This window comes from Microbispora sp. H10836 (genome assembly GCF_012999525.1).
GTDB lineage: Bacteria > Actinomycetota > Actinomycetes > Streptosporangiales > Streptosporangiaceae > Microbispora.
Genome location: NZ_JABBWU010000007.1, coordinates 224,611 through 247,646, shown reverse-complemented (window position 1 = coordinate 247,646; position 23,036 = coordinate 224,611). Strand labels below are relative to the sequence as shown.

Genomic DNA, 23,036 nt, shown 5'->3' with positions numbered 1-23,036 from the left:
TCCGTACCGTTCACAGGAGCATTCCCATGATTCTCGTCACCGGAGGCCGCGGCGCGGTCGCCACCCACCTGCTGACCCTGCTGCTTCAGGCCGGCCGCCCCGTACGGGTGGCCTCCAGCGACCCCGGCCGGCTGCGGGTGCCCGACGGCGTCACGGCGGTCACCTGCGACCTCACCGATCCCGCGACCTTCCCGGCCGCCCTCGCCGGCGTCACGGAGGTCTTCCTGTACGCCGAGGCCTCGCACATCGCGGAGTTCGCCGACGCCGCCGTCGCGGCCGGCGTCGAGCACGTGGTCCTGTTGTCGTCCGCCAGCGTGCTGAACCCCGGCGCCGCCGGCGACCCGCTGGCCAAGTCGCACCTCGACGTCGAGACCGCACTGCTCGCCGCACCGCTGACCACCACGATCCTGCGACCCGGCTCCTTCGCCGGCAACGCGGGCGCCTGGGCCTGGTCCATCAGGGCCGGGAGACCGGTGAGCCTGCCCTACCCGGGCTCCCACACCGACCCCATCCACGAACGGGACCTCGCCGAGGTGGCCTTCTCCGTGCTCACCGACCCACGCCACCAGGGCCGGCGCCTGCACCTGACCGGCCCGGAGAGCCTCACGTTCACCGAACAGATCGAGCGGCTCGCCGAGGTCGCCGGGCGGTCCATCGCCGTCGGCCACGTCACGCCCGGAGAATGGAAGAAGGAGATGGCCGACCACATCCCCGGTCCGTACGCCGACGCCCTGCTCGCCTACTGGCAGGCCAACGACGGCCGCCACGTGCCGCTGACCGACGACGTCGAGCAGGTCACCGGCCGCGCTCCCCGCACCTTCGCCACCTGGGCTCGCGACCACGCCGCGGCCTTCACCGGGTAGCACCGCGAAAACGGCCGTCCCCGGCCTCCTGGCAGGACGGGGACGGCTTCATCCCCACGCGACCGGTCGCGGTCGGGCGGGCCCCGCGGGGTGGGAGACAATGCGACCCATGACGAATCCTCCCGGGGGCGCCGCGGGCAGGCCGCCCGGCGTGCAGCTCGACGCCGTACTGGAGCGGATCACATATGCCAACGAGGAGACCGGCTACACGATCGCCAGGGTCGCCACCGAACGGTCGGGCACCGAGCTGCTGACCGTCGTCGGGCCGCTGCTCGGGGCGCAGGTGGGGGAGTCGCTGCGCCTCACCGGCCGCTGGGGCTCCCACCCCAAGTACGGCAGGCAGTTCGAGGTCTGGTCGTACACCACCGTCCTGCCGGCGACGATTCAGGGCATCCAGCGTTACCTCGGCTCCGGCCTGATCAAGGGCATCGGCCCGAAGATGGCCGAGCGGATCGTGGACCACTTCGGCACCGACACGCTGCGGGTGATCGAGGAGGAGCCGAAGCGGCTGGTCGAGGTCCCCGGCCTCGGGCCCAAACGGACCAAGATGATCGCCGCCGCCTGGGAGGAGCAGAAGATCATCAAAGAGGTGATGATCTTCCTGCAGGGCGTCGGGGTGTCCACCTCCATCGCCGTGCGCATCTTCAAGCAGTACGGCGAGGACTCCATCGACGTGGTCCGCAAGGAGCCCTACCGGCTCGCCGACGACGTGTGGGGCATCGGCTTCAAGACGGCCGACACCATCGCGCAGGCCGTGGGCATCCCGCACGACAGCCCCGAGCGGGTCAAGGCCGGGCTGCGCTACACGCTCTCCCAGGCCGCCGACGACGGCCACTGCTTCCTGCCCGCGCCCAACCTGGTCGCCGACGCCGTGAAGATCCTGGAGGTGCCGGCCGACCTGACCACGGCCTGCCTGGAGGAGCTGGTCGCCGAGGAGGGGGTGGTCCGCGAGGAGATCCCGGCCAGGGGAAACGGTGAGCAGAACGGGGACGAGGGCGAGAGCACCGTCCCCGCGATCTACCTCGTCCCCTTCCACCGCGCCGAGCTGTCGCTGGCCGGCACGCTGCGCACCCTGCTGTCCGCCGGGCACGACCGGCTCGGCGCGTTCACGGACGTCGACTGGCCGGCCGCCCTCGACTGGCTGCGCGGCCGGACCGGCGCCGACCTCGCGCCCGAGCAGGCCCAGGCCGTACGGCTCGCGCTGACCGAGAAGGTCGCGGTGCTGACCGGCGGCCCCGGCTGCGGCAAGAGCTTCACCGTGCGCTCGGTGGTGACCCTCGCCCGCGCGAAGCGGGCCAAGGTCATTCTGGCCGCTCCGACCGGCCGCGCGGCCAAGCGGCTCGCGGAGCTGACCGGGCACGAGGCCACCACCGTGCACCGGCTGCTCCAGCTGCGCCCCGGCGGGGACGCCACCTTCGACCGCGACAACCCCCTCGACGCCGACCTGGTCGTGGTGGACGAGGCGTCCATGCTCGACCTGCTGCTGGCCAACAAGCTCGCCAAGGCCGTCGCCCCGGGAGCGCACCTGCTGTTCGTCGGCGACGTCGACCAGCTTCCCTCGGTCGGCGCCGGAGAGGTGCTGCGCGACCTGCTGGCCGCCCCCGCCGTTCCCCGAGTGCGCCTGACGCAGATCTTCCGCCAGGCGCAGGAGTCCGGCGTGGTCGTCAACGCCCACCGCGTCAACACCGGGCAGCAGCCGCTGGTGCGCGAGTTCCCCGACTTCTTCCTGTTCCCCTGCGAGGAACCCGAGGAGATCGCCGCCCTGACCGTGGACGTGGTCGCCCGGCGCATCCCGAGGAAGTTCGGCCTCAACCCGCGCAGGGACGTACAGGTGCTCGCGCCCATGCACCGCGGCGCGGCCGGCGCGGGAGCGCTCAACACCGCCCTGCAGGAGGCGCTGACCCCCGCCCGCGAGGGCATGCCCGAACGCCGGTACGGCGGACGGGTCTTCCGCGTCGGGGACAAGGTCACCCAGCTGCGCAACAACTACGACAAGGGCGCGGCGGGGGTGTTCAACGGCACGGTCGGCGTGGTCACCGCCATCACCCCCGAGGAGAGCAGGCTGACCGTGCTGACCGACGAGGACGAGAACGTCGACTACTCCTTCGACGAGCTCGACGAACTCGCCCACGCCTACGCGGTCAGCATCCACCGCTCCCAGGGCAGCGAGTATCCGGCGGTGGTCATCCCGCTGGCCACCAGCGCCTGGATGATGCTGCAGCGCAACCTGCTCTACACCGCCATCACCCGGGCCAAGAAGCTGGTGGTCGTCGTCGGGTCACGGCGGGCGCTCGGCCAGGCGGTGCGCACGCGGGGGGCGGGCCGCCGCCACACGGGGCTGACCCACCGCCTCCGCGTGCCCTGATCCGCGGGTCCTGGCCGGGGCGCCCGCCCCGGTCCGCGTCAGTACCTGGACACGTAGGTCACGAACGACGGCTGGTCGACCTGGGTGGTGCCCTTGTAACAGACCACGTCACGCACGTACACGTCGGCACCGGAGGTCGTCCACAGCGTGAGCAGGTTGCAGTACTCCGGCCCGGGGCCGTACGCCGTCACCTGGACGTTGTTGGGCGGCGACCCGACCCTGGGGAAGTACACCAGGCGCATGCCGGTCCCGGCCGTCCGCACCGTGTTGACCCCGCTCTGGGAGTTGTAGTTGACCCCGGGGGGAACCGGCGCGTACGGCCCGGGGTTGGCCGGGACGTTGTCGAAGGTGTAGGCGAACAGCTTCGGCGGCGCGAACGCCCCGGTGATCGCCCGCTCACGCTGGTAGGTGAGAGTCCAGCCGGTGTCGTACGGCTTGTCGGCCACGTCGTGGCAGAGCACCTGGATCTTCTGGCCCGACGGCGCCCAGCTCCAGGCGCCCACCTTGCACCGCGCCGGCTTGCTCGAGTCGACCGCGGTGACCTGGATGTTCCCGGCCTGCACGGAGGAGCCGAGCCCGGGCAGCCAGACGGTCCAGTCTCCGGTCGTGTTGGGGAAGACGGCGTTCACGCCGAGCGAGGAGTTGTAGTCGGAGGCGATGGACGTGCCGTTCCAGTAGACGTAGCCGTACGCCTGCGTCGCCGAGGCCAGCGCCCCGCTGCTGCTGGCGAAGACGATCGAGAAGCGCGCGTTGACGGGGGTTCCGCCGAACCGGTAGCACCGCACCGCCACGATCTCGTCGGAGCCGGCCGGCCCCCACTTCTCGATCTGGCACCACTCGGCCGACTGCGAGATCGCGGTCACGTGCGCGATCCCGCCCTTGGGGATGCCGATCTTCGGGAACCGCACGAAGTACTCGCCGGAGCCGCCGGGCGTGACGCTGACCGTCGGCCCGGGCGCCCAGCTGCCCGCCTGGTAGGCCAGGTTCGGCACGCCGGAGGTGACGTCGATGTAGGCGAATCCCCACACGTCGGGAACCGCCGCGTTCGCGGCCCCCGCCCCGGCGGTGGCGCCCGCGGCGACCATCGCACACAACAGGAGTAATCGAGTGACCACGGTACGTAACAGGCGCATGCCGTCCTCCATCGCGATGGTGCCCAGTGGGCGTGCAGATGTCGACGCCGGTGATCCGGCGCGTGGAGCCGGTACGTCGGGTGGAGCCGTGGAACGCGCTCAGAAAAGCGGGAGGATCACATTCGCCCTCCCGCCCTGTGATAACCCGCGCGGCGATCGTTGAAAAGACCCAAAGACCCACAAGCCGCGCATAGCATGCCCGGGCGTGAAACGTTCATCGTTCGACCGGAGCCGAAGGATCGCGGCCCTAGCCTGCCCGGGAGGCGACGACCACCACGGAAGGGGGAAGGGGGCGGCCTCCACGCGCCCCCGCCCACCGATGACAGCAGATCCGCCCGCCGTACGGGAACGGCGGCTCACCCGGTACGCGGACGTGCGTGCCGTGCTCGCCGACCCCCGCTTCCTCGTCCCGGCCGCCCCCGCCGTGCCGCTCGGAACAGGTTCGGGACCGGGGATGGCCTGGCTGCGGGGAGCGGTCAGCAGGTTCAGCAACGGGGCCGAGCACGCCCGCCGCCGCGCGCGCGTGCTGGGGTTGCTCGACGCCCTCGACCCCGTACGGCTGCGCCGCGAGGCCCGGGAGCGGACGCGCGCCGAACTGGCGGGCGGGGCACCCGTCGACGTGATGGCCACGATCGCGCGCCGCGTCCCGGTCGGGGTCCTCGCCACGCGGCTCGGCGTCCCGGACGACCGGAGGGAGGAGGTCGTCGCCGCGGTGACGGCCATGGCAGCCGCCTACCACCTCCCCGCCGTTTCCGACGCGCCGCCCGCCCGGGACGCGGCCGACGCGGCGGTGGGCGTGCTGGCCGCCGCGCTCGGCGGAGGGGATGCGCCCGAGCCCGGCCTGCTGGCCGCCGTGGCCGGGGTGCTGGTCCAGGCGTGCGACGCCACCGCGGGTCTGGTGGGCAACGCCCTCGCCGTGGTGACGCGCATGCCCGCCGACCCGGCCCCTCGGTGGCCGGTCGAGGCGATGCTGGCCGAGATCCTGCGGTGGGACCCGCCCGTACGGGTGACGCGCCGCGTGGCCGCCGAGGACGCCACGGCCGGGGGAGTCCCCGTGCCCGCGGGGGCCGTCCTCGTGCTGGACCTGGCGGCGGCCAACCGGGACCCCGAGGTCTTCCCCGGCCCGCACCGCTTCGACCCCACCCGTTCTCCGCGGGGTCGCGGCGGGAGCGGCGGGCACCTGGGGTTCGGTGACGGGATCAGGCCCTGCCCGGGGGAGGCCGCAGCGCTCGCCCTGGCCGCGGGCGTCGTGGAGGCCGCCGCCGGCCATCGGCTCGCCGACCCCCAGATTCCGTACGAGCAGATCCCGTACGAGCCGTCGCCGAACCTGCGCGTGCCCGCCCGGCTCTGCCTTCACAACCCCGAGACAGCGGAAGGACCCCGATGACCACGCACGCCGAGACGTTCCGGGCGCTCCACCATGCCGAGCGCCCCCTGGTGCTGCCCAACGCCTGGGATCACGCTTCGGCGGCCGCGCTGGCCGCCGCCGGGTTCGCCGCGATCGGCACCACGAGCCTCGGCGTCGCCGCGGCGGCGGGCAAGCCCGACGCGACCGGCGAGACCGCGGCGGAGACGCTGGCGCTGGCCCGGCGGCTGGCCGGACTGCCGTGCCCGGTGTCGGTGGACATCGAGGGCGGCTTCGCGGACACGCCGGAGGGGGTGGCCGAGATCGCCTCCGAACTGGCCGCCCTGGGCGTGGCCGGCGTCAACATCGAGGACGGCCGGCCGGACGGCACGCTGGCCGACCTCGGCGAGCGGTGCGAGACGATCGCGGCGGTCAAGGCGCGGGCGCCGGAGTTGTTCGTCAACGCCCGCACCGACACCTACTGGCTGGGCGCCGGGGACCCGGGCGCGACCATCGCCAGGCTGCGGGCCTTCGCCGAGGCGGGGGCCGACGGCGTGTTCGTTCCCGGGGTCGCCGACGCCGGCGACGTGCGGGCGCTGGTGGACGCGGTCGATCTGCCGCTCAACGTGCTGTTCCTGCCCGGCCGCCACACGGTCGCCGGGCTGGCCACGCTCGGCGTCCGGCGCATCAGCACCGGGTCGCTGCTCCTGCGGGCCGCTTTGCACGCCGTGGTGGGGACCGCCCGGGCGGTCGCCGGAGGCGGGGACATCCCCGCCGGCCTCCCGTCGTACGCGGACGTGCAGGAACTCGTCACGACCTGCGCTGACTGGGTGCTTGATCAGTCTTGACCCGCACCTTACCGTCAACAGAGACGACTCCACCGGAGAAGCGACCGAAATGTGACCTTAGCGCAGGAGAAAATGACAACATAAGAGGCAACCCCGAATAAGGTCTTATGGTGCACCTACGCGCTCATGGGGGAGTAGTGGTTGTGCTGAGCACTGGTAGTCGTTCGAGGTGGCCGATCGCCGCAGTCGCCGTGACGTTGACCGCGGCTCTGTCGGCGTGTTCCGGTGGGTCGGGCGCGCCAGGCTCGGCGGGCGGCGGCTCCGGAGGCTCCGGCGACGCCGCCGCGCCCGCCGTCCCGGCTCCCGCCATCAAGATCAGCCCCGCGACGGGCAGCGCCAAGGTGCGTCCCGACAAGACCGTGGTCGTCACCGCCGCCAACGGCCAGCTGGAGGAGGTCACGGTCCAGGTGGGCGGCGAGACGATCGAGGGCGACTTCGACGCCACCCGCACCAAATGGACCTCCAAGCAGCCGCTCAAGCCCTCCAGCAGATACACGGTGTCGGCCAGGGCCACCGGCGAGGGCGGCCCTGCGACCGCGACCAGCCGCTTCACCACCCTCAAGCCCAAGGTCGGGCTGGAGGTCGTGGACGTCACCCCCGGCATCAAGGGGGAGACCGTCGGCGTCGGCATGCCGATCATGGTGAGGTTCAACGCGCCGGTGCAGGACAAGGCCGCCGTGGAACAGGCCCTCGAAGTGGACGCGGAGAAGCCGGTCAAGGGCGCTTGGCGGTGGATCGACGACAAGTTCGTCATCTACCGGACGGCCAAGTACTGGCCCGCGCACCAGAAGGTCAAGTTCACCGCGCACCTGACCGGGGTGAAGGCCGGGCAGGACACCTACGGCGTCGAGGACCACAGCACGACCATCAAGATCGGCGCGGCCTGGATCAGCTCGGTCAGCACCAGGACCCACATGATGGTGGTCCGGCGCGACGGCAAGGTCGTGAAGACCATGAAGATCAGCGCCGGCAAGGCGACCACCCGCGAGTACACCACCACCAGCGGCATCCATCTGACCATGGAACGCGGCAACCCGGTCACGATGATCTCTCCCGGGAAGAAGGAAGGCGACCCCGGGTACTACAAGGAGGTCGTCAACCACGCGGTGCGCATCTCCAACAGCGGCGAGTACGTCCACGGCGCGCCGTGGTCGGTCGGCTCCCAGGGCCGGGCCAACGTGAGCCACGGCTGCATCAACGCCCACCCCAACGACGCCAAGTGGTATTACGACAACTACCACCGGGGCGACGTCGTCAAGATCGTCGGCACCGACCGGGCCCTGGAGTGGAACAACGGCTGGGGCTTCTGGCAGATGCCGTTCAGCAAGTGGCAGCAGGGCAGCGCGCTGGAGTCCTGATCCGCTCCGTGTCGGCGTACACGGCCGAGCTGCAGCGGCCGGGCCTGGTGAAGGCCACGCGGGTGGGCAAGTGGACCCACTACAAGCGTGACGAGCAGCGCATCGCCCGGCTCGTCGCCACGCTGGGGGAGTCCCTCTAGCATCCACGGCGTGTCCGGCGACCGGGAAAGCCGCTCCCGGCCGCGTGACGCCGGCAGAAGGGCGTACGCGGAGGCGGCAGCCACCGTCCGTTGCGTGACCCGCGGTGTGCCCGGCCCGAACACGTCCCCTGGATCGACCCGACCCATCTGGCCTGACGAACAGCCCGGTGTCAGTGGCTTCACCGCTCAGAAATCCTCCGCCACGTCGTCAGTTCTGGTAGCCCCTCGCCACCTGCGGAAGGATTGACGACCATGACCGACGCCAGACTGCCAGGCGACGACGACTCCGCGTTCATCGCGGCGGCCCGCTCAAATGACGCAGCACAGTTCGCGCTCACCACGGAGCGCTACCGGCGTGAGCTGCAGGTGCACTGCTACCGGATGCTCGCGAACTACGAGGACGCCCAGGACATGACGCAGGAGACGTTCCTGCGGGCGTGGAACAAGCGGGAGTCGTTCAAGGGCCACGCCGCGCTGCGGACCTGGCTGTACCGGATCGCGACGAACGCCTGCCTCGACTTCCTGGACAAGCGCAACGACCGCACACCCGTGCCTGCCGAGCTGCCGGGCGCGGGCTCGGAAGTGCGCTACCTGCAGCCCTACCCGGACCGGATGCTCCCGGAGGACCCGCAGGAATCGGTGGTGGCGCGGGAGACGGTCGAGCTGGCGTTCATCGTCGCCGTCCAGCATTTGCCACCGCGGCAGCGGGCGGTGTTCATCTTGCGCGACGTCCTCGGCTGGCCGGCGTCGAAGGCCGCCGACGCCCTCGAACTGACCGTCGCATCGGTGACCAGCGCACTGCAACGGGCGCGCGTGACGATGCGCGAGCAGCTGCCCGACCGCCGCCTCGACTGGCGGAGCCCTGCCGCGCACGAGCTGTCGGATGACGAGCGCGGCGTGGTGAAGTCGTATATGGACGCCCATGAGCGCAACGACCTCAACGGGCTGATGGCCCTGCTGCGCGACGACCTGCGCTTCGCGATGCTGCCCGACCCGGGCACCGTGACCGTCACGGCCAAGGACGCGGTGGACGGCTGGGTCTCCGGTGGGCTGTTCCAGCGCGGCTACGACGACTGGCGCTGCACCGCCACCACGGTCAACCGCATGCCTGCCGCCGCGCTGTACCTCCGCACGCCCGACGACCCGGAATACCGTTTGTTCACCATCGCGGTCCTGCACATCGTCGACGGCAAGATCGCCGAACTCACCGGATTCGACGCCACCGACAAACCATGGCTGAGCCTGCCCGCGACGCTGTGATCAGACACGTCCCCCTCGTCGACGAGTCCAGCGCACGGGCCGGCGTCACCGTCGTCCTCATCTTCAGCGAGTCGGTCAACAGCTCACTCGGAACGCAAGGAAGGGCCGGAAAAGGTTCCCTCATCGCCGAGGGGCCCGGTGAGCACGCCAGGAAGGATTTCGACCTGGCCTTACGGGCCGAGCATTTGGCCCGTGCTCATCGCCTCGTCTCGTATCGGGTCAGCACCACGCCGCCGGGAAATGTCCGCGTCTCGACCAGGTTCAGGTTCACCCAGCTGTCCAGCGCGGTGAAGAACGGCGTGCCGCCGCCCACCAGGACCGGCACGGTGACCAGCGCGTACTCGTCGATCAGCCCGGCCCGCATGGCCGCCCCGGCGAGCGTCGCGCCGCCGATGTCCATCGGGCCGCCGTCCTCGGCCCTGAGCCGGGCGATCTCGGCGACCGCGTCGCCGGTGACCAGGCGGGTGTTCCAGTCGACCTTGTCGATCGTCGATGAGAACACCACCTTCGGCATGTCCCGCCAGCGGCGCGCGAACTCGATCTCCGCCGGGGTAGCGTTGGGCTGCTGGTCGCCGGTCGGCCAGTGGGAGCTCATCGTCTCCCACAGCTTGCGCCCGTACAGTGCCAGGCCCGTCGCGTCCACCCGGTCGGACCACCACTGGAACAGCTCGGCGCTCGGCGACGAGTCCGGTCCCTCCCCCCCACCCCAGGCGATGTCGTCGCCGGGCGCGGCGATGTAGCCGTCCAGCGTCACGTTCATGCCGAAGATCAGTTTCCGCATCGTGCCAGCCTCCCTTGAGTCGATCTCACACGTACAGACGGGCACGGCGCGGAAACCTAATCGGTGCGCGATCTGCGTCCGCGGGTAGTCCTCGCGTTCCGGACTCAGCACGGCGTACTCGGGGCCCGAAGTCCCGAGGCTACGCTCAGTCCGAGTCCGTTCGGGGGTCGGCCAAAGTACGACGGAAACCGGCAACCGGTGATCTTGAGTTGAACTTGCCGCAGGTAAGGTGCTGGGGCGGATCGGCGTCGGCTGCCCGACCAGGGACAGCGATGCGCAAACGCAGCCGGAGGCCCGATCTTGTGTCACCGTTCGCAGTGGACTTCTTCGCGTACCCGCTCAGATCGGTCAACGGCGCACCCGATAGCGCAGGTGAAGCACCCGGTTGCCCTGAATCACCACGTCAGGATCCTCCAACAGGTGCTGCGCGTGGACCGAGCCGAAGTAGCGCTTGCCGGACCCGAACACGACGGGCACGACGTCCATGCGCACCTCGTCGATCAGGCCCGCGGCAAGCACCTGGCCACCGACGTCGCCGGCGGCGACCTCGACCATGCGGTCACCCGCAAGCTCCTGCGCCTTGGCCATGGCCGCCTCGACGCCGTCGACGAAGTGAAACGGCGCCTCGGGGTCCCAGCCCTCGGGCATCGGCCGGTGCGACACGACGACCACGTGGTCGATGCCGCCCGGAGGCCTCCCGTCCCAGCCGTCCGTCATGTCGAAGACGTGGCGGCCGACGATCGTGACTCCGATCTGGTCCCAGTACGGCCGGGTGTAGTCGTAGGACGCCTGCGACACCTTCAGCTCGCCGCTCTCGTCCAACGGGACGTCACCGCTGGACAACCAGTCGAACAGCGGTCCGGGCTGGTCATTCTCGTCCGCGACGAAGCCGTCCACCGACACCGAGCTGTACATGACCACCTTGCCCACGGGGCTCTCCTCTGCTTTGGGGTGCCCCAAATTAGCGTGTCGTGAGCTGTCGCTCTTGTAAGAAATCAATCGGCCGGCAGCGGCCAGCCGTCCAGCGCGTGGCCGGGATGTTCGCGCAGGAACCGCCGCCGGACTTCGACGTACCGGGTCGGCGTGAGCCCGGTGAACGCCCGGAACTCGTGGCCGAAGTGGGCCTGGTCGAAGTAGCCCGCGCCACCGGCGAGGTCGCCCCAGTCGATCGGTCCGGCGGGGTTGATCGCGAACACGGTGGCGGCGAAGCGGTAGGTGCGGGCCAGCCGCTTCGGCGTGACACCGATGAGCTCCTTGAACCGCTGTGCCAGATGAGTGCTGCTGACACCGGCTGCCACGCTCAGGTCGCCGATCGCCACCGCCCCGCTGGTCGCCGCGATGACGCTGCTCGTATGGCGGACCAGCCCCAGGCCGGCGGTCTCGCACAGCCGTCGCATCAGCTCCTCCTCGAGCAGCGTCAGCATCTCGTGCGGTCCGTCCGCCGTGGCCAGCCGGTCTCGCAGTTCAGCAATGGCGGGCCGGCCCCAAACCTGCTCTACCGTCACAGGCCGGTCACACAGCTCGGCCGCGGGCATCGGCAGGAACGGCGCCAGCCCCCACGGCCTGAAGTGCACGCCGACGGACCGGGTCCGGAGTGGGTAGCCGAACTCCAACGCGCGGGTGGGCGTGGTGACCACGCAGCCGTCGGCGTACTCGGCCGTCTCGATGTCGGTGCCGGCGCGGATGCGGAACGGCGCCCCGAGGTTGACGATGAGGAACGCCGATGGCCCCGGCGGCAGCGTCAGCCGGGCGTACGGCGGCGCACCCTCCAGGTAGTAAAGGTCGTCGATCAGCCCGTCCAGCGGCGGTCGCGGCACTCTGGACACGTACTCCACGCCCGCAGTATCGCCGATGCCCCGCCGGCATCGCGCGCCTGGCTGGTCCAGCCGTGCTGCCGCCGGATCGGGCGAGCGTCCGGCGTTACGCAGTCGGCAGGTCGGTGAGGTCCAGGCGCCGGTCGGTGCGCGGCTGGATCTCACCGTAGGTGGTTATGTCGGTGTGGAACTGCGGCGTGATCCCGCGCCGGTCGGCGTCCACGCCGGGCCTTGTCGGAATCGGTGAGCGAGCATTCCCGGAACCAGAAGTACTTCCGGATGTCCTTACGGTGATCCTTGATCGTCCGGCCATCCCACTCATACAACCCCGATGTGCGGAAACAGGGCTAGGCGATGCCGGGCGGTGGACCCAGATCCGCGTGATGGGCGAAGCCGTGATCCATGCCGAAGCCGGTGCCCGGCGCGGTGTGCTCGGGGCCGGGGAGGTGACCGGGATCCTGCCCGCCGAAGTCCGAGCCCGGCAGGTGGCCGGATGACTCGCCCGTGCCGCCGTACTGATCGGCCTGGTCGCGGATCGGGCGCACGGCGTCCAGGCCCTGGCCGGCGGAGTCGTCGAGCTGCCAGTCCTCGTAACGTTTGCCGGGGAAGACCGGGCAGGCGTCGCCGCAGCCCATGGTGATGACCACGTCACTGGCCTGGACGACGCCGGTGGTGAGGACCTTGGGGATCTCGGCGGAGATGTCGATGCCGGCATCGGCCATCGCTTGGACCACGGCCGGGTTCACCGTCTCGGCGGGCGCCGATCCGGCCGGGCGGACCAGGATCCGATCGCCGGCCAGGTGGGTGAGGAAGGCGGCGGCCATCTGGGAGCGGCCGGCGTTGTGCACGCAGACGAAAAACACCTGCGGCCGGTCCGGCCGGTCGCCCGGATGGGGCTGGTCGGGCATCGGTTCTCCTGTTCAGGGCAGGTCGGCGGCGGCCGCCGGGCGGGCAGGCCGCCCGGCTACCAGCCAGAGCGCTTTCGCCGATGTGGCCCATGTAGCGATGAGGGTGCAACCTCAGTGCCAGGCCAGGCGTTGCGTCAGCAGCGCCTGCTGGGCCGGGTTGGCGGTCAGCTCCAGCGCCCGCTCATCGGCTCCCCGCGCCTGTTCACGGCGGCCCAGATCACGCAGCAGCTCGGCGCGGGTGGCGTGGAAGAGGGGGTAGCGATCCAGCACGTCGCCCAGCTCTTCCAGCTCGGCCAGGGCCGCGCCAGGGCCGTGGACGTGCCGCAGTGCGATAGCCCGGTGCAGCCGCGTGACCGGTGAGGGCGACAGATGCAGCAGCATGTCGTAGAGCACCAGGATCTGCGCCCAGTCGGTGTCGGCGAAGGTCTTGGCCTCGGCATGGCAGGCCACGATCGCCGCCTGCAGCTGGTACGGTCCCGGCCGCCGGTGGGTGCGGGCCGCGCGTGTGAGCAGGGCGGTGGCCTGCTCGATGGCCTGGCGGTCCCACTGGCCGCGGTCCTGGTCGGCCAGCAGCACCAGACGGTCCTGGGCGTCGAAGCGGGCCGCACCGCGCGCCCGGTGCAGCCGGATCAGCGCCAGCAGCCCGGCTGCCTCAGGCTCCTTGGGCAGCAGGTTCGCCAGCAGCGCGGCCAGCCACTCGGCGTCGTCGACCAGGTCGCGCGCCTGGGCCCGCTCCGCCGTGCTGGACAGGTAGCCCTCGTTGAACAGCAGGTAGATGACCGCCAGCACCTCCTCGACGCGCTGCGGCAACTCCTCCTCGGCAGGAATGCGGTACGGGATCCCGGCCTCGCCGATCTTACGTTTGGCGCGGGTGATGCGCTGCGCCACCGAGGACTCGGGCACGAGGAACGCGGCGGCGATCTGCGCGGCCGACAGCCCGCACACCACTCGCAACGTGAGCGCGATCTGCGCGGCCCGCGACAGCGCCGGATGGCAGCAGGTGAAGATCAGCCGCAGCCGGTCCGCACGCGGGACGGGAGCCGGCCAGGTGAGCTGGGCGAGCTTGGCCCGGTAGTTCGACTCCCGGCGCAGCACGTCCAGCCCGCGCCGCCGGGCCACGGTGAACAACCACGCGTCCGGCCGCTCGGGGATTCCCTCTGCCGGCCAGCGCCGCAGCGCGGTCTCCACGGCGTCTTGGACCAGATCCTCGGCGGCGGCGAAGTCGCCCAGCAGCGACACCAGGGACGCGGCCAGCCGCCCCGCGTGCTCACGTACCACGCGGGCCAGCACCTTCTGGCTCACCTGCCCGTGCACCGGCTCGTTCATGAGGCCGGGCGGATCTCCACGATCGGGCAGGCCGGCCAGGAGCGGGCGATCTTCAGCGCCTCGTCCAGGTCGGCCACTTCGACCTCGGCGAACCCGCTGACCACCTCCTTGCCCTCGACGAACGGCCCGTCGGTGACGACGGGCTCGCCCTGACCCAGGCGCATCGTGGTGGCGGTGTGCACCGGAGCCAGATGCGTATGGTGAGTGATCTTGTCGGCGTGGTCGGCGAACCACTGGCCGACGGCCGCGTAGGCGGCCTGCTGCTCCAGCTCGCCCATCGCTTCCAATTGCTGGGCGAACTCCTCGGTCTCGATGAACATCAGCACGTACTTCACCGTCGCTGCCTGCCTTTCCGTCTCAGCTCGCCGGGAGGGTGGCGTACAGGTCGACGCCGTTGCCGCCCGGGTCGGCCACCGTGGCGTACCGCATGCCCCAGAACGCGTCGAACGGCTCGGCGATCCCGCGGTAGCCCGCCGCGACGAGCTCGGCGTAGGTGGCGTCCACCCCGGCCGTGGTGTCGAACTCGAAGCACAGGAGGGTACGCGGCCCGCCGGTCGGCGCGCTCCAGCCGGGCAGGAACGGCGTGCGGAAACCCTCGGTGTCCAGCATGACGGGCAACCCGTTCGGCAGGTCGCAGCCGGCGTGCTCGGGCGAGTGCTCGTCGACCTTGAACTCCAGGCCCAGGCGGGCGTAGAAAGCTACCGAGGCGTTCAGGTCGGACACCACGATGTCGATCGTGTTCAGGATGGGATGCATGTTGCGCTCCTTCGGGGCTCGGCCGGTGAGGATTCCCAGCCCGTCCGCGAGATTGCCCTCGGGGGTCTACCTCGCCTGACCGCGAGGTGAACACTGCGAGATGCCCGCTGACGGCCTGGCCCTCACCTCACAGACGATCGGCCGAGGCCTCGATACGACACCAGCGCCGAAAACCTTCCCGCGCCGGAAGCGCAGCCTTATCAGTCCAGGCGACCCATGACGACAAGCCCTCCAGGGCGGAGCACGCCGCATCCCAACCGGGTGCCCCGCCCCACCGCGGCCCCGTGGGATCGCGACGCGCGAGCCTGATGCGTACCTGGAGCGCCGTACCGGCCGAGGCAAGCGGGCAGCTGGACCCGTGCTGCGCCGCCTCAGCGTGCCTGGAGCGCAGCGCGATCGTTGACGTCATCGTCAGTCGTCCCACTCGGGCTCGTCCGGGTTGCGCAACTCCCGCATGCCTCCAGGGCCGAGATCGGGCAGCGCGAAGGTGTAAGTGCCGATCACGTTGATGTGCCGGCGGCCGAACGGCGACAAGCGGGCGACATCCTCCTCTGTGAGCGAGTAGCCCGCCTTCTGCAGAGCGCTCAAAGCCTTGTCGACGTAGAAGCTGTTCCACAACGTGACGCAATTGAGCACCAGGCCCAGCGCCCCGAGCTGGTCCTCCATGCCCAGATGTCGTCCCAGTGCCGCTTGACCTTGGCCAGGTCGATCTTCCCGCGGGCGAAGCGCGCCAGCGGCCCGTAGTCGGCGTCCTGGATCCGCCAGCCCTTCTGATCGGGAAGGTCGGCCAGCGCCGGCCGGTACTGCATGCCCAGCAGATGCATCAGTCCGAAGACCACGTCGCTGTAGGACCCGGTGTCGGTCACGATGATGTCTGGCCGCTGCCCGCCGTCACGCCGAAACAGCACATCGATCATGTGTAGCGAGTCCCGGACAGTGCCGGTGACCACTTTCGCGCCCAGCCCTGCCCCCTGATCATTGATCATATTGAGCCAGGTCAGACCCCTCTTGCCGCCGAAAAATTTCCGGTTGGGCCGGGTGTAGATGGACGGCACCGGGACCACGAACCGCATGCCGTCGATCGCGGCGACCAGGCCGCCGCCGAGCTGCCGGGCAGGCCGATCTTCGCCTGCTCCTCGATCAGCGGCGCGTTGGCCAAAGAGAACGTCTCAGCCGACAGGTAGTTCTGCGCCACGTGGCTGAGCCGGGCGCGCTCCAGCGCTGCGGTGCCAGTCCTGATGACCGGCGCGTAGCCGATGTTCAGCGCCTGCGCGGTCAGGCAGGCCGCCACCGAGACGTGGAAGTCGCTTAGCTTGCTCACCCCGCCCGCCACCGAGGTGAAGGCCGCCTCGAAACCGGGCACGCGGCCCATCACCTCCAGCAGCAGTTCGGGCAGGTCCACCCGGGGCAGCATGCCGGCCACCCGCTTGCGCAGATCCACCAGCGACGGCGGCTCAGGCATCGCCTGCAGCCTGGCTACGTGCAACCGCCCCTCCTCATCGACGGTGACGTCGACGCCTTCGGTGCCGAGCCGGGCGGCCACGTCCCGCAACGCCAGATGCAGCACCAGCGCGTGCTCGGCCAGCAGCGTCTCCGGATGCAGCAGCGCCCGCATCTGCCCGTCGGCGTCGGCGTCCGGCGGCGGCACCATCCCGGTCACCGTGGCCACCGCCTCCTTCAGCTCCCGGCGCGGCACCATCGCGTCGATCGCCTCCCACACCTGCTCCAGCCGCAGCTCCTCGCCGTACTCGGTGACCTCCAGCAGTGTCTCCACCGCGACCGCGAGCGTGGCCGAGTGACGGGCGAGCTTGGGGTGCTGGCGGGCCCGTTCCTTGTCGGTGGCGGTCTCGGCCTTGCCGATCAGCTCGGTGGTCATCAGCAGATCGAGCAGGTCCAGGCAGTCGTCGACCGACTTGCCCTCCAGGTAGATGACCGTGGCCAGCAACGTGGCCAGCTGACGCGAGGGGCCGTGCCGGCGCAGCGTGGTCGCCGTGGCGGTCATCCCGTACCGGGCCAGATCCACCATCCGCCGGTGCGGCACCCCCGGCGGCAGCTCCATCGACCCCAGCCCGACGCTGAGAATCTCCCCGGCGCGCTCCAGCGCCTTTTCCATGTTCCGGCCCGAGGGCACCGATGGGCCCTTGCGCCAGCGCTCCAGATCCGACGAGCGCGCCCCCCTCCGGCACCTCCAGCAGCCGGGCCAGGATCGCCTGCTGCCGCGGCGACAAGATGCCGTACAGCGTTTCATACAGCCGCTCGGTCGCCTCATCGAGCACCCGGGCGATCAGCCGGGTCAGCGTGGTCACCCCCGGCAGCAGCACCTTGCTTCGTGCAGGCCTTGGCCAGGCATTGATGCGAAACGGTGACCACGGCAATTTATCGAGGAGTTTTATCGGATTATGTCGGCATAAATCTATTTCGCGTCGCGCGCCTCAGTTGCGTCGGCGTCCGATCCGCCGCGTGAGCTGGGCGTCCTACTGGACGCCCCACTTCATGAGGGCGAACGCGCCCACGATCTTCAGTGCGACGAGCGCGATGACCACGCAGAACACGATCAGCGCGGGGCGGTGTTCGAAGTGCTTGCCCTCCTTGAGTGGAGGGCGCTTGGCGACGCGCTCGGCGATGCGCTCTTCGATGGGTTTGCGGTGGAACATGAACGCAGACTACCGGCCGTGTCGCCCGCCCCTCTCGCGACCTTGGCCGTCTACGCCCTCGAAACTCCCTAACGTCCCTCGTCGGACAGCTGGATAGGGTACGTGGGGGAGCCGGACGGAGGGGAGTGGGATGCCGCAGCAGCCGTACTCGGTGGAGCAGGTGGCGAACCTGCTGGGCCTGCACGTGAAGACCGTGCGCAACTACGTGCGCGACGGGCGGCTGAAGGCGGTGCGCATCGGCAAGCAGTACCGCATCGCCCGCGAGGACCTGGAGACGTTCATGGGCCACCCGGCCGAGCCGTCGGTAACCGAGACCGCCCGGCGCCACGTCGAGGCCTCGAGCATCGTGCAGATCGACGCCATCGCCCCCGACGAGATGACGACCCTGGGCAACATGCTGATGGCCGCCGCCGCGAGCCGCTCCCCCGCCGACCGGCCCCTGCGCGTCGAGACCGTCTACGACGAGGAGCGGGCCAGCCTGAAGATCATCATCGTGGGCGGCGTGGCCGACACCGCCGAGGTGTTCCGGCTCGTCACCACGCTGGTGGAGGAGCCGGCGTGACCGCCGCCCGGCAGTCCCAGGGCGATCGGCGGCGGCCCCACTCCTGGCGCGGGCGTCCCGGCGCCGGAGGCCGTCACGGCGTGCGGAACCCTCGGAAGGTCACGGGCGTGCGGGTGTCGAATCCGAGCCGCTCGTAGAGGGCGATCGCGCCGGTGTTCGCCTCGGCCACGTGCAGGAACGGGCGTTCGTTCCGGGCCACGACACGCGAGACGAGCGCGCTGACCAGGTGGGCGGCGAGCCCTCGTCCGCGTGCCTCGGGGGCGGTGCAGACGGCGCTGATCTCGGTCCATCCCGGTGGCCGGAGCCGCTCGCCGGCCATCGCCACCAATGCCCCGTGCTCCCGGACGCCGAGGTAGGTGCCGAGTTCGTGGGTGCGCGGCCAGAACGGCCCCGGATGGGTCCGCGCGACGAGGTCGAGCATCTCGGGCACGCTGTCGGCGCCCAGTTCGACCACCTCGATGTCGTCGGCGCCGGGGTGATCGGGCCGGCCGCCGGGCCAGATCATCTGGCGGCCTTCCAGGACGAAGACCGGTTCCCAGTCCGGCGGCGGTGCCGCCGGACAGCTGAACATGTCGGCGAGCTCGCCCCGGCCGAGCAGCCGGGCGAGGTCGGCCCATTCCTCCGGATCAGGGTCGGAGGTGACCGCGGAGAAGGTCGCGACCTCCGGCGGGTAGGTGGCGGCCCCGCCGAGCCGGCGGGCGAGATGTGCGTGGTGACCGCGCAGTGATTCGCCCACCGGGTCGTCCAGCACGGCGGCGTCGCGGTCCACGGCTGTGCCGCACCTCTCGTGCCGTGTCGTGTGATGTCGTGTCGTGCGCGGTCGACGGCGGGCGGATGGGCACTCGCGCTCCCGGTTGGCTGTGGTCCCGCCTGACGGTCAAGCAGCACAGACTGACAATTCCCAGCGTTCAGGGTATGGCCGGGCGGCGGCTGCCGGCTCCGGCAGGCGGATGCGGCCCCTGGCTGTGGCGGGGCGAGAGCCGCCGGCCCCGTCGCGATCCTCTCAGCCGCCGAGCCCGAGCCGTACGGCCCGCGCGAGGGGGGTGGCGTCGCCGGGGGCCAGCGGATCGGTCAGGAAGAACGGGATCTGGGACATGAAACGCGGCCGCGTCCCGCGGTGGGGCTGGGCGGCGTGGACGAGGTGCGGATGGCACAGGTAGACGTCGCCGGGCAGTCCCGTGGCGTAGGTCTCGGGGCGGTGCGCGGTCGCCTCGTCCAGCAGCGGGCCGGAGGCGAAGAACTCCAGCCCCTGCTCGCCGTGCGGCTCCAGCACGCGGGCGGTGTCGAGGTGGGATCCGGCTCTGATGCGGGTGGGCGCGTCGTCGGGGCCGATCTCCGACAGCAGGACCAGCACGAGCATGGTGCGGGACCTGAGCGTGACGGTTCCCCAGGCGCCGGCCGGTCCGGGGTCGTTCTGGTCGATATGCCAGCCGGTGTCCCCGGCGTCGGAGGGGTGGGGGAAGCGGACCGGGGTGTTGCCGATGGTGCCGCGCGGCTCCCATCCGCCCTTGCCGGCGATCAGGTCCAGCGCCTCGGTCAGGCGTGGGCTCCGCATCGCCTCCCCGGACGGGCCCTGCCCCGTCGGGTCGGGGGCCGCCCACACCACCGGCTGCGTCCAGTCTTCCGGCCGGTCGGGGGACAACCCGATCTGCCGCCACAGCCGCTCCCTGATCCGGTCACCGGTCTCGCGGGGGAAGGCCTCCTCCACCTTCAGAAACCCGTCGGAGACGAAGCGGTCGAGGTCGGTCTCGCTGAACACAGCCATGGCGGGACGGTAGCGACCTTCCGCGCCCGATGTCGATCGATTTACCCCTCGATGCCGCACACCCGCCGAGCTCCGGCGGGCGGCGGGTCGCGTCGAGCCCGGCGCTGAGGCGCGCGGCCTCCCGCTCCAGGATGCGACGCGCGGCCGGAGCGCACGCCGGCGGCGCCGCCCAGCTACCGGGCTCCCAGCTTCCGGAAGAAGTCCCGGACGTCGGTGACCAGCAGGTCGGGAGCCTGCAGCGAGGCGAAGTGCCCGCCACGGGGGAACCGCGACCAGTGCGTGACGGTGTTCGACAGCTCCGCCAGCCCGCGGACCGCCCGGTCGCCGGGGAAGTTCGCCACCCCCGTCGGCACCGGTGAGGGCGCGGGCCGCCGGCCCCAGGCTTCCGACGCGCTCTCGAAGTACAGCCGCGCGGCCGAGCCCGCGGTCGCGGTCAGCCAGAAGATCGTGACATTGGTCAGGACGGTGTCGCGGTCGACGGGGGTGCGCTCCGTCCGGGTGGGGTCCCAGTCCACGAACCACTCCAGGTTCCAGGCCAGCTGCCCGGCGGGGGAGTCGTTGAGCGCGTAGGCCAGCGTCTGCGGCCGGGTGGACATCTGGGTGGCGTAGCCGGAGTGGGCATACCACCATTTCTGGTTGCGCTCTGCCTGTTCGCGTTCCTCGCCGGACAGCTTGTCCAGCACGCCGGGGCCGGCCGGTGTCGAGGCGTTGGCCAGCGCGTTGACGTGTACGCCGATCACGTGCTCCGGCGCGATGCGGCCGAGTTCCGGGGAGACGATGCTGCCGAAGTCGCCCCCCTGGGCGCCGTACCGCTCGTATCCCAGGCGCCGCATGAGCTCGGCCCAGGCCCGCGCGACCCGGCCGACGCCCCAGCCGGTCTCGCGGGTCGGGCCGGAGAACGCGAAGCCCGGCACCGAGGGCGCGACGACGTGGAAGGCGTCGGCCGGGTCCCCGCCGTACGCCCGCGGGTCGGTCAGCGGCCCGAGGATGTCCAGGAAGTCGTACACCGTGCTCGGCCATCCGTGCGTGACGATCAGCGGCGTGGCGTCGGGCTCGGGGGAGCGGACGTGCAGGAAATGGATGGTCTGGCCGTCGATCTCGGTGGTGAACTGCGGGACCTCGTTGAGGCGGGCCTCGTGCGCGCGCCAGTCGTAGCCGGTGCGCCAGTGGCCGACCAGCTCCATGAGGTAGTCCTTGCTCACCCCGTAGGACCAGCCGGCGCCGGGAAGCTCGTCGGGCCAGCGGGTGCGGGCCAGGCGGACGGCCAGGTCGTCGAGATCGGCCTGCGGGATCTCGACGCGGAACGGTTCCGGTGTGCTCATGGCGTGAAGCATTACGCTCATGGAGGACAGCTACGGTCCTGCACTCCGGTAATCATGGACGGATGTCGGACACCTCCGCCCGCCTGCTCCGGATGTTGTCGTTGCTGCAGGCGCGCCGCGACTGGCCGGGCGCCGAGCTCGCCGAACGCCTGAACGTCACGACCCGTACCGTGCGACGCGACGTGGAAAGGCTGCGCGAGCTGGGGTATCCGGTCCACGCCGCCTTGGGCCCGGCGGGTGGCTACCGGCTCGGAGCCGGCGCCTCGCTGCCTCCGCTGCTGCTGGACGACGAGGAGGCGGTGGCGGTGACCGTCGGGCTGCGCACCGGCGCCGCGAGCGGCGTCAGCGGGATCGAGGAAGCCGCGCTGCGCGCGCTGACCAAGGTCGAGCACGTCCTGCCGTCCCGGCTGCGCCATCGGGTCCAGACCCTGGAAGAGGCCATGGTCGCGATCCCGCCGCGTGGCGGGCCCACGGTGGACGCGGCCGTCCTCACCGCGATCTCCGCCGCGATCCGCGCCGCCGAGTCGCTCCGCTTCGACTACGCCGGCCACCACGGGGGCCGGTCCACCCGGATCGCCGAACCCCACCGCCTGGTCGCCTGGGGCCGCAGGTGGTACCTGGTCGCCTGGGACGCCGACCGGGCCGGCTGGCGTACCTTCCGGGCCGACCGGATCTCGCTGCGCACGCCCAACGGGCCTCGCTTCGCCCACCGTGATCCACCCGGCGGCGACGTTGCGGCCTACCTGCGCAGATCGATCGGCCACGAGGTCTGGCCGTATCGCTCGCGGCTGCGGGTGTACGCACCCGCCTCCCGGGTCGCCGGGCGCGTCGACGGGATCGTCACCCCCGTCGACGACGAGACCTGCGTGCTGGAGCTGGCCTCCGACTCACTCGAGCTGGTCGCGCTCGCAGTGGGCACGCTCGGGGTCGACTTCGACGTCGAGTCGCCGCCGGAACTCGCCCGCCACCTGCGCACGCTGTCGGCCCGATTCGCCCGCGCGGCCGGACGGCGCCGAAGGTGACGGGGTTCGAATTCAGCCCTCGTCGCGGGCCGGAGCGATGCGGGCGGGCGCGCCGATTTCCAGCGCTCTCCACAGCGCGCCGTCCGGCCCCGTCGTGATCGCGTACGGCCCGGCGTCGCGGCCGGCCACGGTGTGCTCCGTGATGGTCACGTGGGTCAAAGGCTCTTCTCCAGTCCGTGCTCGGCGGCGACGCGGGCGATGTCGGCCGGGGTGCCGGCCATGATGACGCGCGCGTGCTCGGTCACCAGCTCGACGGGCCAGTCCCACCAGGCGGCCCGCAGCAGTCGTTCGATGTCGGCGTCGGCGAAGCGGCGGCGGAGGGGCCTGGCCGGGTTTCCGCCGACGATGGTGTACGGCGGGACGTCGGCGGTGACCACGGCGCCGGTGGCGATGATCGCGCCGTCGCCGATGGTCACCCCGGGCATGACCGTGGCCTGGTAGCCGAACCAGACGTCGTTGCCGATGACGGTGTCGCCGCGGCTGGGCATGCCGGTGACGATGTCGAGGGTGCGTTCGGTCCACTCGCCGCCGAACATGGTGAACGGGAAGGTGGACACGCCCATCGTCGGGTGGTCGGCGCCGGCCATCAGGAACCGGGTGCCGCAGGCGATGGCGCAGTACTTGCCGATGATCAGCCGCTCCGGCCCGTAGGCGTACAGCACATTGCGATGCTCGAAGCCGGTCGCGCCGTCGGGGTCGTCGTAGTAGGTGTATTCACCCACCTCGATGTTCGGCGAGCTGACCAGCGGTTTCAGGAAGACCACCCGCTCGTGGGCGGGCAGCGGGTGCACGGTCTTGGGGTCGGGAATCACGG

At 71.1% G+C, this 23,036-nt stretch carries 25 protein-coding genes and 1 pseudogene; 9 read left to right on the top strand and 17 right to left on the bottom strand.

The window, feature by feature from the left end; all coding sequences use genetic code 11:
- Nucleotides 1-26: 26 nt before the first annotated feature.
- Nucleotides 27-863 (top strand): SDR family oxidoreductase, encoded by an 837-nt coding sequence (locus tag HHX30_RS15885; protein WP_169982706.1) that lies wholly within the window; start codon nt 27-29, stop codon nt 861-863.
- A 109-nt stretch (nt 864-972) separates the two neighbouring features.
- The gene (locus HHX30_RS15880) at nt 973-3,228 is read left to right on the top strand and encodes an ATP-dependent RecD-like DNA helicase (RefSeq protein WP_169982705.1); all 2,256 of its coding nucleotides are present in this window, start codon (nt 973-975) and stop codon (nt 3,226-3,228) included.
- A 38-nt stretch (nt 3,229-3,266) separates the two neighbouring features.
- On the opposite strand, the gene HHX30_RS15875 is transcribed toward HHX30_RS15880, so the two are convergent.
- Entirely contained in the window at nt 3,267-4,361 is a 1,095-nt protein-coding gene (locus HHX30_RS15875; RefSeq protein ID WP_169982704.1) for a hypothetical protein, read from the bottom strand.
- A gap of 319 nt (nt 4,362-4,680) precedes the next feature.
- Here HHX30_RS15875 and HHX30_RS15870 point away from each other — a divergent pair, with 319 nt between their 5' ends.
- From HHX30_RS15870 to HHX30_RS15850, 5 genes are all read left to right on the top strand, one after another.
- On the top strand, nt 4,681-5,748 hold the full coding sequence (locus HHX30_RS15870; protein WP_169982703.1) for a cytochrome P450: 1,068 nt from the start codon (nt 4,681-4,683) through the stop codon (nt 5,746-5,748).
- Complete coding sequence (locus HHX30_RS15865) at nt 5,745-6,554, top strand: isocitrate lyase/phosphoenolpyruvate mutase family protein (protein ID WP_169982702.1); 810 nt, start codon at nt 5,745-5,747, stop codon at nt 6,552-6,554. The genes HHX30_RS15870 and HHX30_RS15865 overlap by 4 nt, the downstream gene beginning before the upstream one ends.
- A gap of 191 nt (nt 6,555-6,745) precedes the next feature.
- On the top strand, nt 6,746-7,912 hold the full coding sequence (locus HHX30_RS15860) for an Ig-like domain-containing protein (RefSeq protein ID WP_311922454.1): 1,167 nt from the start codon (nt 6,746-6,748) through the stop codon (nt 7,910-7,912).
- 8 nt (nt 7,913-7,920) lie between these two features.
- Nucleotides 7,921-8,052 carry a hypothetical protein gene (locus HHX30_RS42715; RefSeq protein WP_283246786.1) on the top strand — a complete coding sequence of 44 codons (132 nt, stop codon included), beginning with the start codon at nt 7,921-7,923 and terminating at the stop codon, nt 8,050-8,052.
- A gap of 252 nt (nt 8,053-8,304) precedes the next feature.
- Nucleotides 8,305-9,312 (top strand): RNA polymerase subunit sigma-70, encoded by a 1,008-nt coding sequence (locus HHX30_RS15850; RefSeq protein WP_169982700.1) that lies wholly within the window; start codon nt 8,305-8,307, stop codon nt 9,310-9,312.
- Between the two features lie 196 nt (nt 9,313-9,508).
- Here the strand turns inward: HHX30_RS15850 and HHX30_RS15845 are convergent, their stop codons facing one another.
- The 11 genes and pseudogenes from HHX30_RS15845 to HHX30_RS15795 form a co-directional block, all read right to left on the bottom strand.
- Complete coding sequence (locus tag HHX30_RS15845) at nt 9,509-10,093, bottom strand: dihydrofolate reductase family protein (protein WP_169982699.1); 585 nt, start codon at nt 10,091-10,093, stop codon at nt 9,509-9,511.
- A gap of 348 nt (nt 10,094-10,441) precedes the next feature.
- A complete protein-coding gene (locus HHX30_RS15840; RefSeq protein ID WP_169982698.1) occupies nt 10,442-11,023 on the bottom strand; it encodes a dihydrofolate reductase family protein in 582 nt (193 codons plus the stop codon).
- A gap of 65 nt (nt 11,024-11,088) precedes the next feature.
- On the bottom strand, nt 11,089-11,928 hold the full coding sequence (locus HHX30_RS43260) for a helix-turn-helix domain-containing protein (protein ID WP_211592064.1): 840 nt from the start codon (nt 11,926-11,928) through the stop codon (nt 11,089-11,091).
- Between the two features lie 503 nt (nt 11,929-12,431).
- A pseudogene (locus HHX30_RS15830) lies at nt 12,432-12,815 on the bottom strand (arsenate reductase ArsC); the annotation flags it as partial.
- Nucleotides 12,816-12,926: 111 nt separating this feature from the next.
- Nucleotides 12,927-14,141, bottom strand: coding sequence for an RNA polymerase sigma factor (locus HHX30_RS15825; protein ID WP_169982696.1), 1,215 nt, complete (start codon nt 14,139-14,141; stop codon nt 12,927-12,929).
- Nucleotides 14,138-14,476, bottom strand: coding sequence for a YciI family protein (locus HHX30_RS15820; protein ID WP_169982695.1), 339 nt, complete (start codon nt 14,474-14,476; stop codon nt 14,138-14,140). Before HHX30_RS15820 ends, HHX30_RS15825 begins: the two co-directional genes overlap by 4 nt.
- 22 nt (nt 14,477-14,498) lie before the next feature.
- Nucleotides 14,499-14,897, bottom strand: coding sequence for a VOC family protein (locus tag HHX30_RS15815; protein ID WP_169982694.1), 399 nt, complete (start codon nt 14,895-14,897; stop codon nt 14,499-14,501).
- 411 nt (nt 14,898-15,308) lie between these two features.
- Nucleotides 15,309-15,563: a transposase gene (locus HHX30_RS15810; RefSeq protein WP_249350091.1), complete on the bottom strand. Its 255-nt coding sequence runs from the start codon at nt 15,561-15,563 to the stop codon at nt 15,309-15,311.
- Entirely contained in the window at nt 15,482-15,970 is a 489-nt protein-coding gene (locus tag HHX30_RS42710; RefSeq protein WP_169982692.1) for a Tn3 family transposase, read from the bottom strand. The genes HHX30_RS15810 and HHX30_RS42710 overlap by 82 nt, the downstream gene beginning before the upstream one ends.
- Entirely contained in the window at nt 15,895-17,010 is a 1,116-nt protein-coding gene (locus tag HHX30_RS42705) for a Tn3 family transposase (RefSeq protein WP_169982691.1), read from the bottom strand. Before HHX30_RS42705 ends, HHX30_RS42710 begins: the two co-directional genes overlap by 76 nt.
- A 361-nt stretch (nt 17,011-17,371) precedes the next feature.
- Nucleotides 17,372-17,551 carry a hypothetical protein gene (locus HHX30_RS15795; RefSeq protein WP_142623945.1) on the bottom strand — a complete coding sequence of 60 codons (180 nt, stop codon included), beginning with the start codon at nt 17,549-17,551 and terminating at the stop codon, nt 17,372-17,374.
- A 130-nt stretch (nt 17,552-17,681) separates the two neighbouring features.
- Here HHX30_RS15795 and HHX30_RS15790 point away from each other — a divergent pair, with 130 nt between their 5' ends.
- Nucleotides 17,682-18,113 carry a helix-turn-helix domain-containing protein gene (locus tag HHX30_RS15790; RefSeq protein ID WP_169982690.1) on the top strand — a complete coding sequence of 144 codons (432 nt, stop codon included), beginning with the start codon at nt 17,682-17,684 and terminating at the stop codon, nt 18,111-18,113.
- A gap of 73 nt (nt 18,114-18,186) precedes the next feature.
- Here HHX30_RS15790 and HHX30_RS15785 read toward each other — a convergent pair whose 3' ends face one another.
- The 3 genes from HHX30_RS15785 to HHX30_RS15775 all read right to left on the bottom strand — a co-directional run bounded on the left by HHX30_RS15785 (nt 18,187) and on the right by HHX30_RS15775 (nt 21,200).
- Nucleotides 18,187-18,882 (bottom strand): GNAT family N-acetyltransferase, encoded by a 696-nt coding sequence (locus HHX30_RS15785; RefSeq protein ID WP_169982689.1) that lies wholly within the window; start codon nt 18,880-18,882, stop codon nt 18,187-18,189.
- Between the two features lie 234 nt (nt 18,883-19,116).
- Nucleotides 19,117-19,878 carry a phytanoyl-CoA dioxygenase family protein gene (locus HHX30_RS15780; protein WP_169982688.1) on the bottom strand — a complete coding sequence of 254 codons (762 nt, stop codon included), beginning with the start codon at nt 19,876-19,878 and terminating at the stop codon, nt 19,117-19,119.
- Nucleotides 19,879-20,051: 173 nt separating this feature from the next.
- A complete protein-coding gene (locus HHX30_RS15775; RefSeq protein ID WP_169982687.1) occupies nt 20,052-21,200 on the bottom strand; it encodes an epoxide hydrolase family protein in 1,149 nt (382 codons plus the stop codon).
- A 62-nt stretch (nt 21,201-21,262) separates the two neighbouring features.
- Between HHX30_RS15775 and HHX30_RS15770 the strand changes: the two genes are divergently transcribed.
- On the top strand, nt 21,263-22,222 hold the full coding sequence (locus HHX30_RS15770) for a YafY family protein (protein WP_169982686.1): 960 nt from the start codon (nt 21,263-21,265) through the stop codon (nt 22,220-22,222).
- 12 nt (nt 22,223-22,234) lie between these two features.
- Here the strand turns inward: HHX30_RS15770 and HHX30_RS40655 are convergent, their stop codons facing one another.
- Both HHX30_RS40655 and HHX30_RS15760 read right to left on the bottom strand, forming a co-directional pair.
- On the bottom strand, nt 22,235-22,372 hold the full coding sequence (locus HHX30_RS40655) for a hypothetical protein (protein WP_211592063.1): 138 nt from the start codon (nt 22,370-22,372) through the stop codon (nt 22,235-22,237).
- A 5-nt stretch (nt 22,373-22,377) separates the two neighbouring features.
- Nucleotides 22,378-23,034 (bottom strand): CatB-related O-acetyltransferase, encoded by a 657-nt coding sequence (locus HHX30_RS15760; RefSeq protein ID WP_169982685.1) that lies wholly within the window; start codon nt 23,032-23,034, stop codon nt 22,378-22,380.
- Nucleotides 23,035-23,036: the final 2 nt, after the last annotated feature.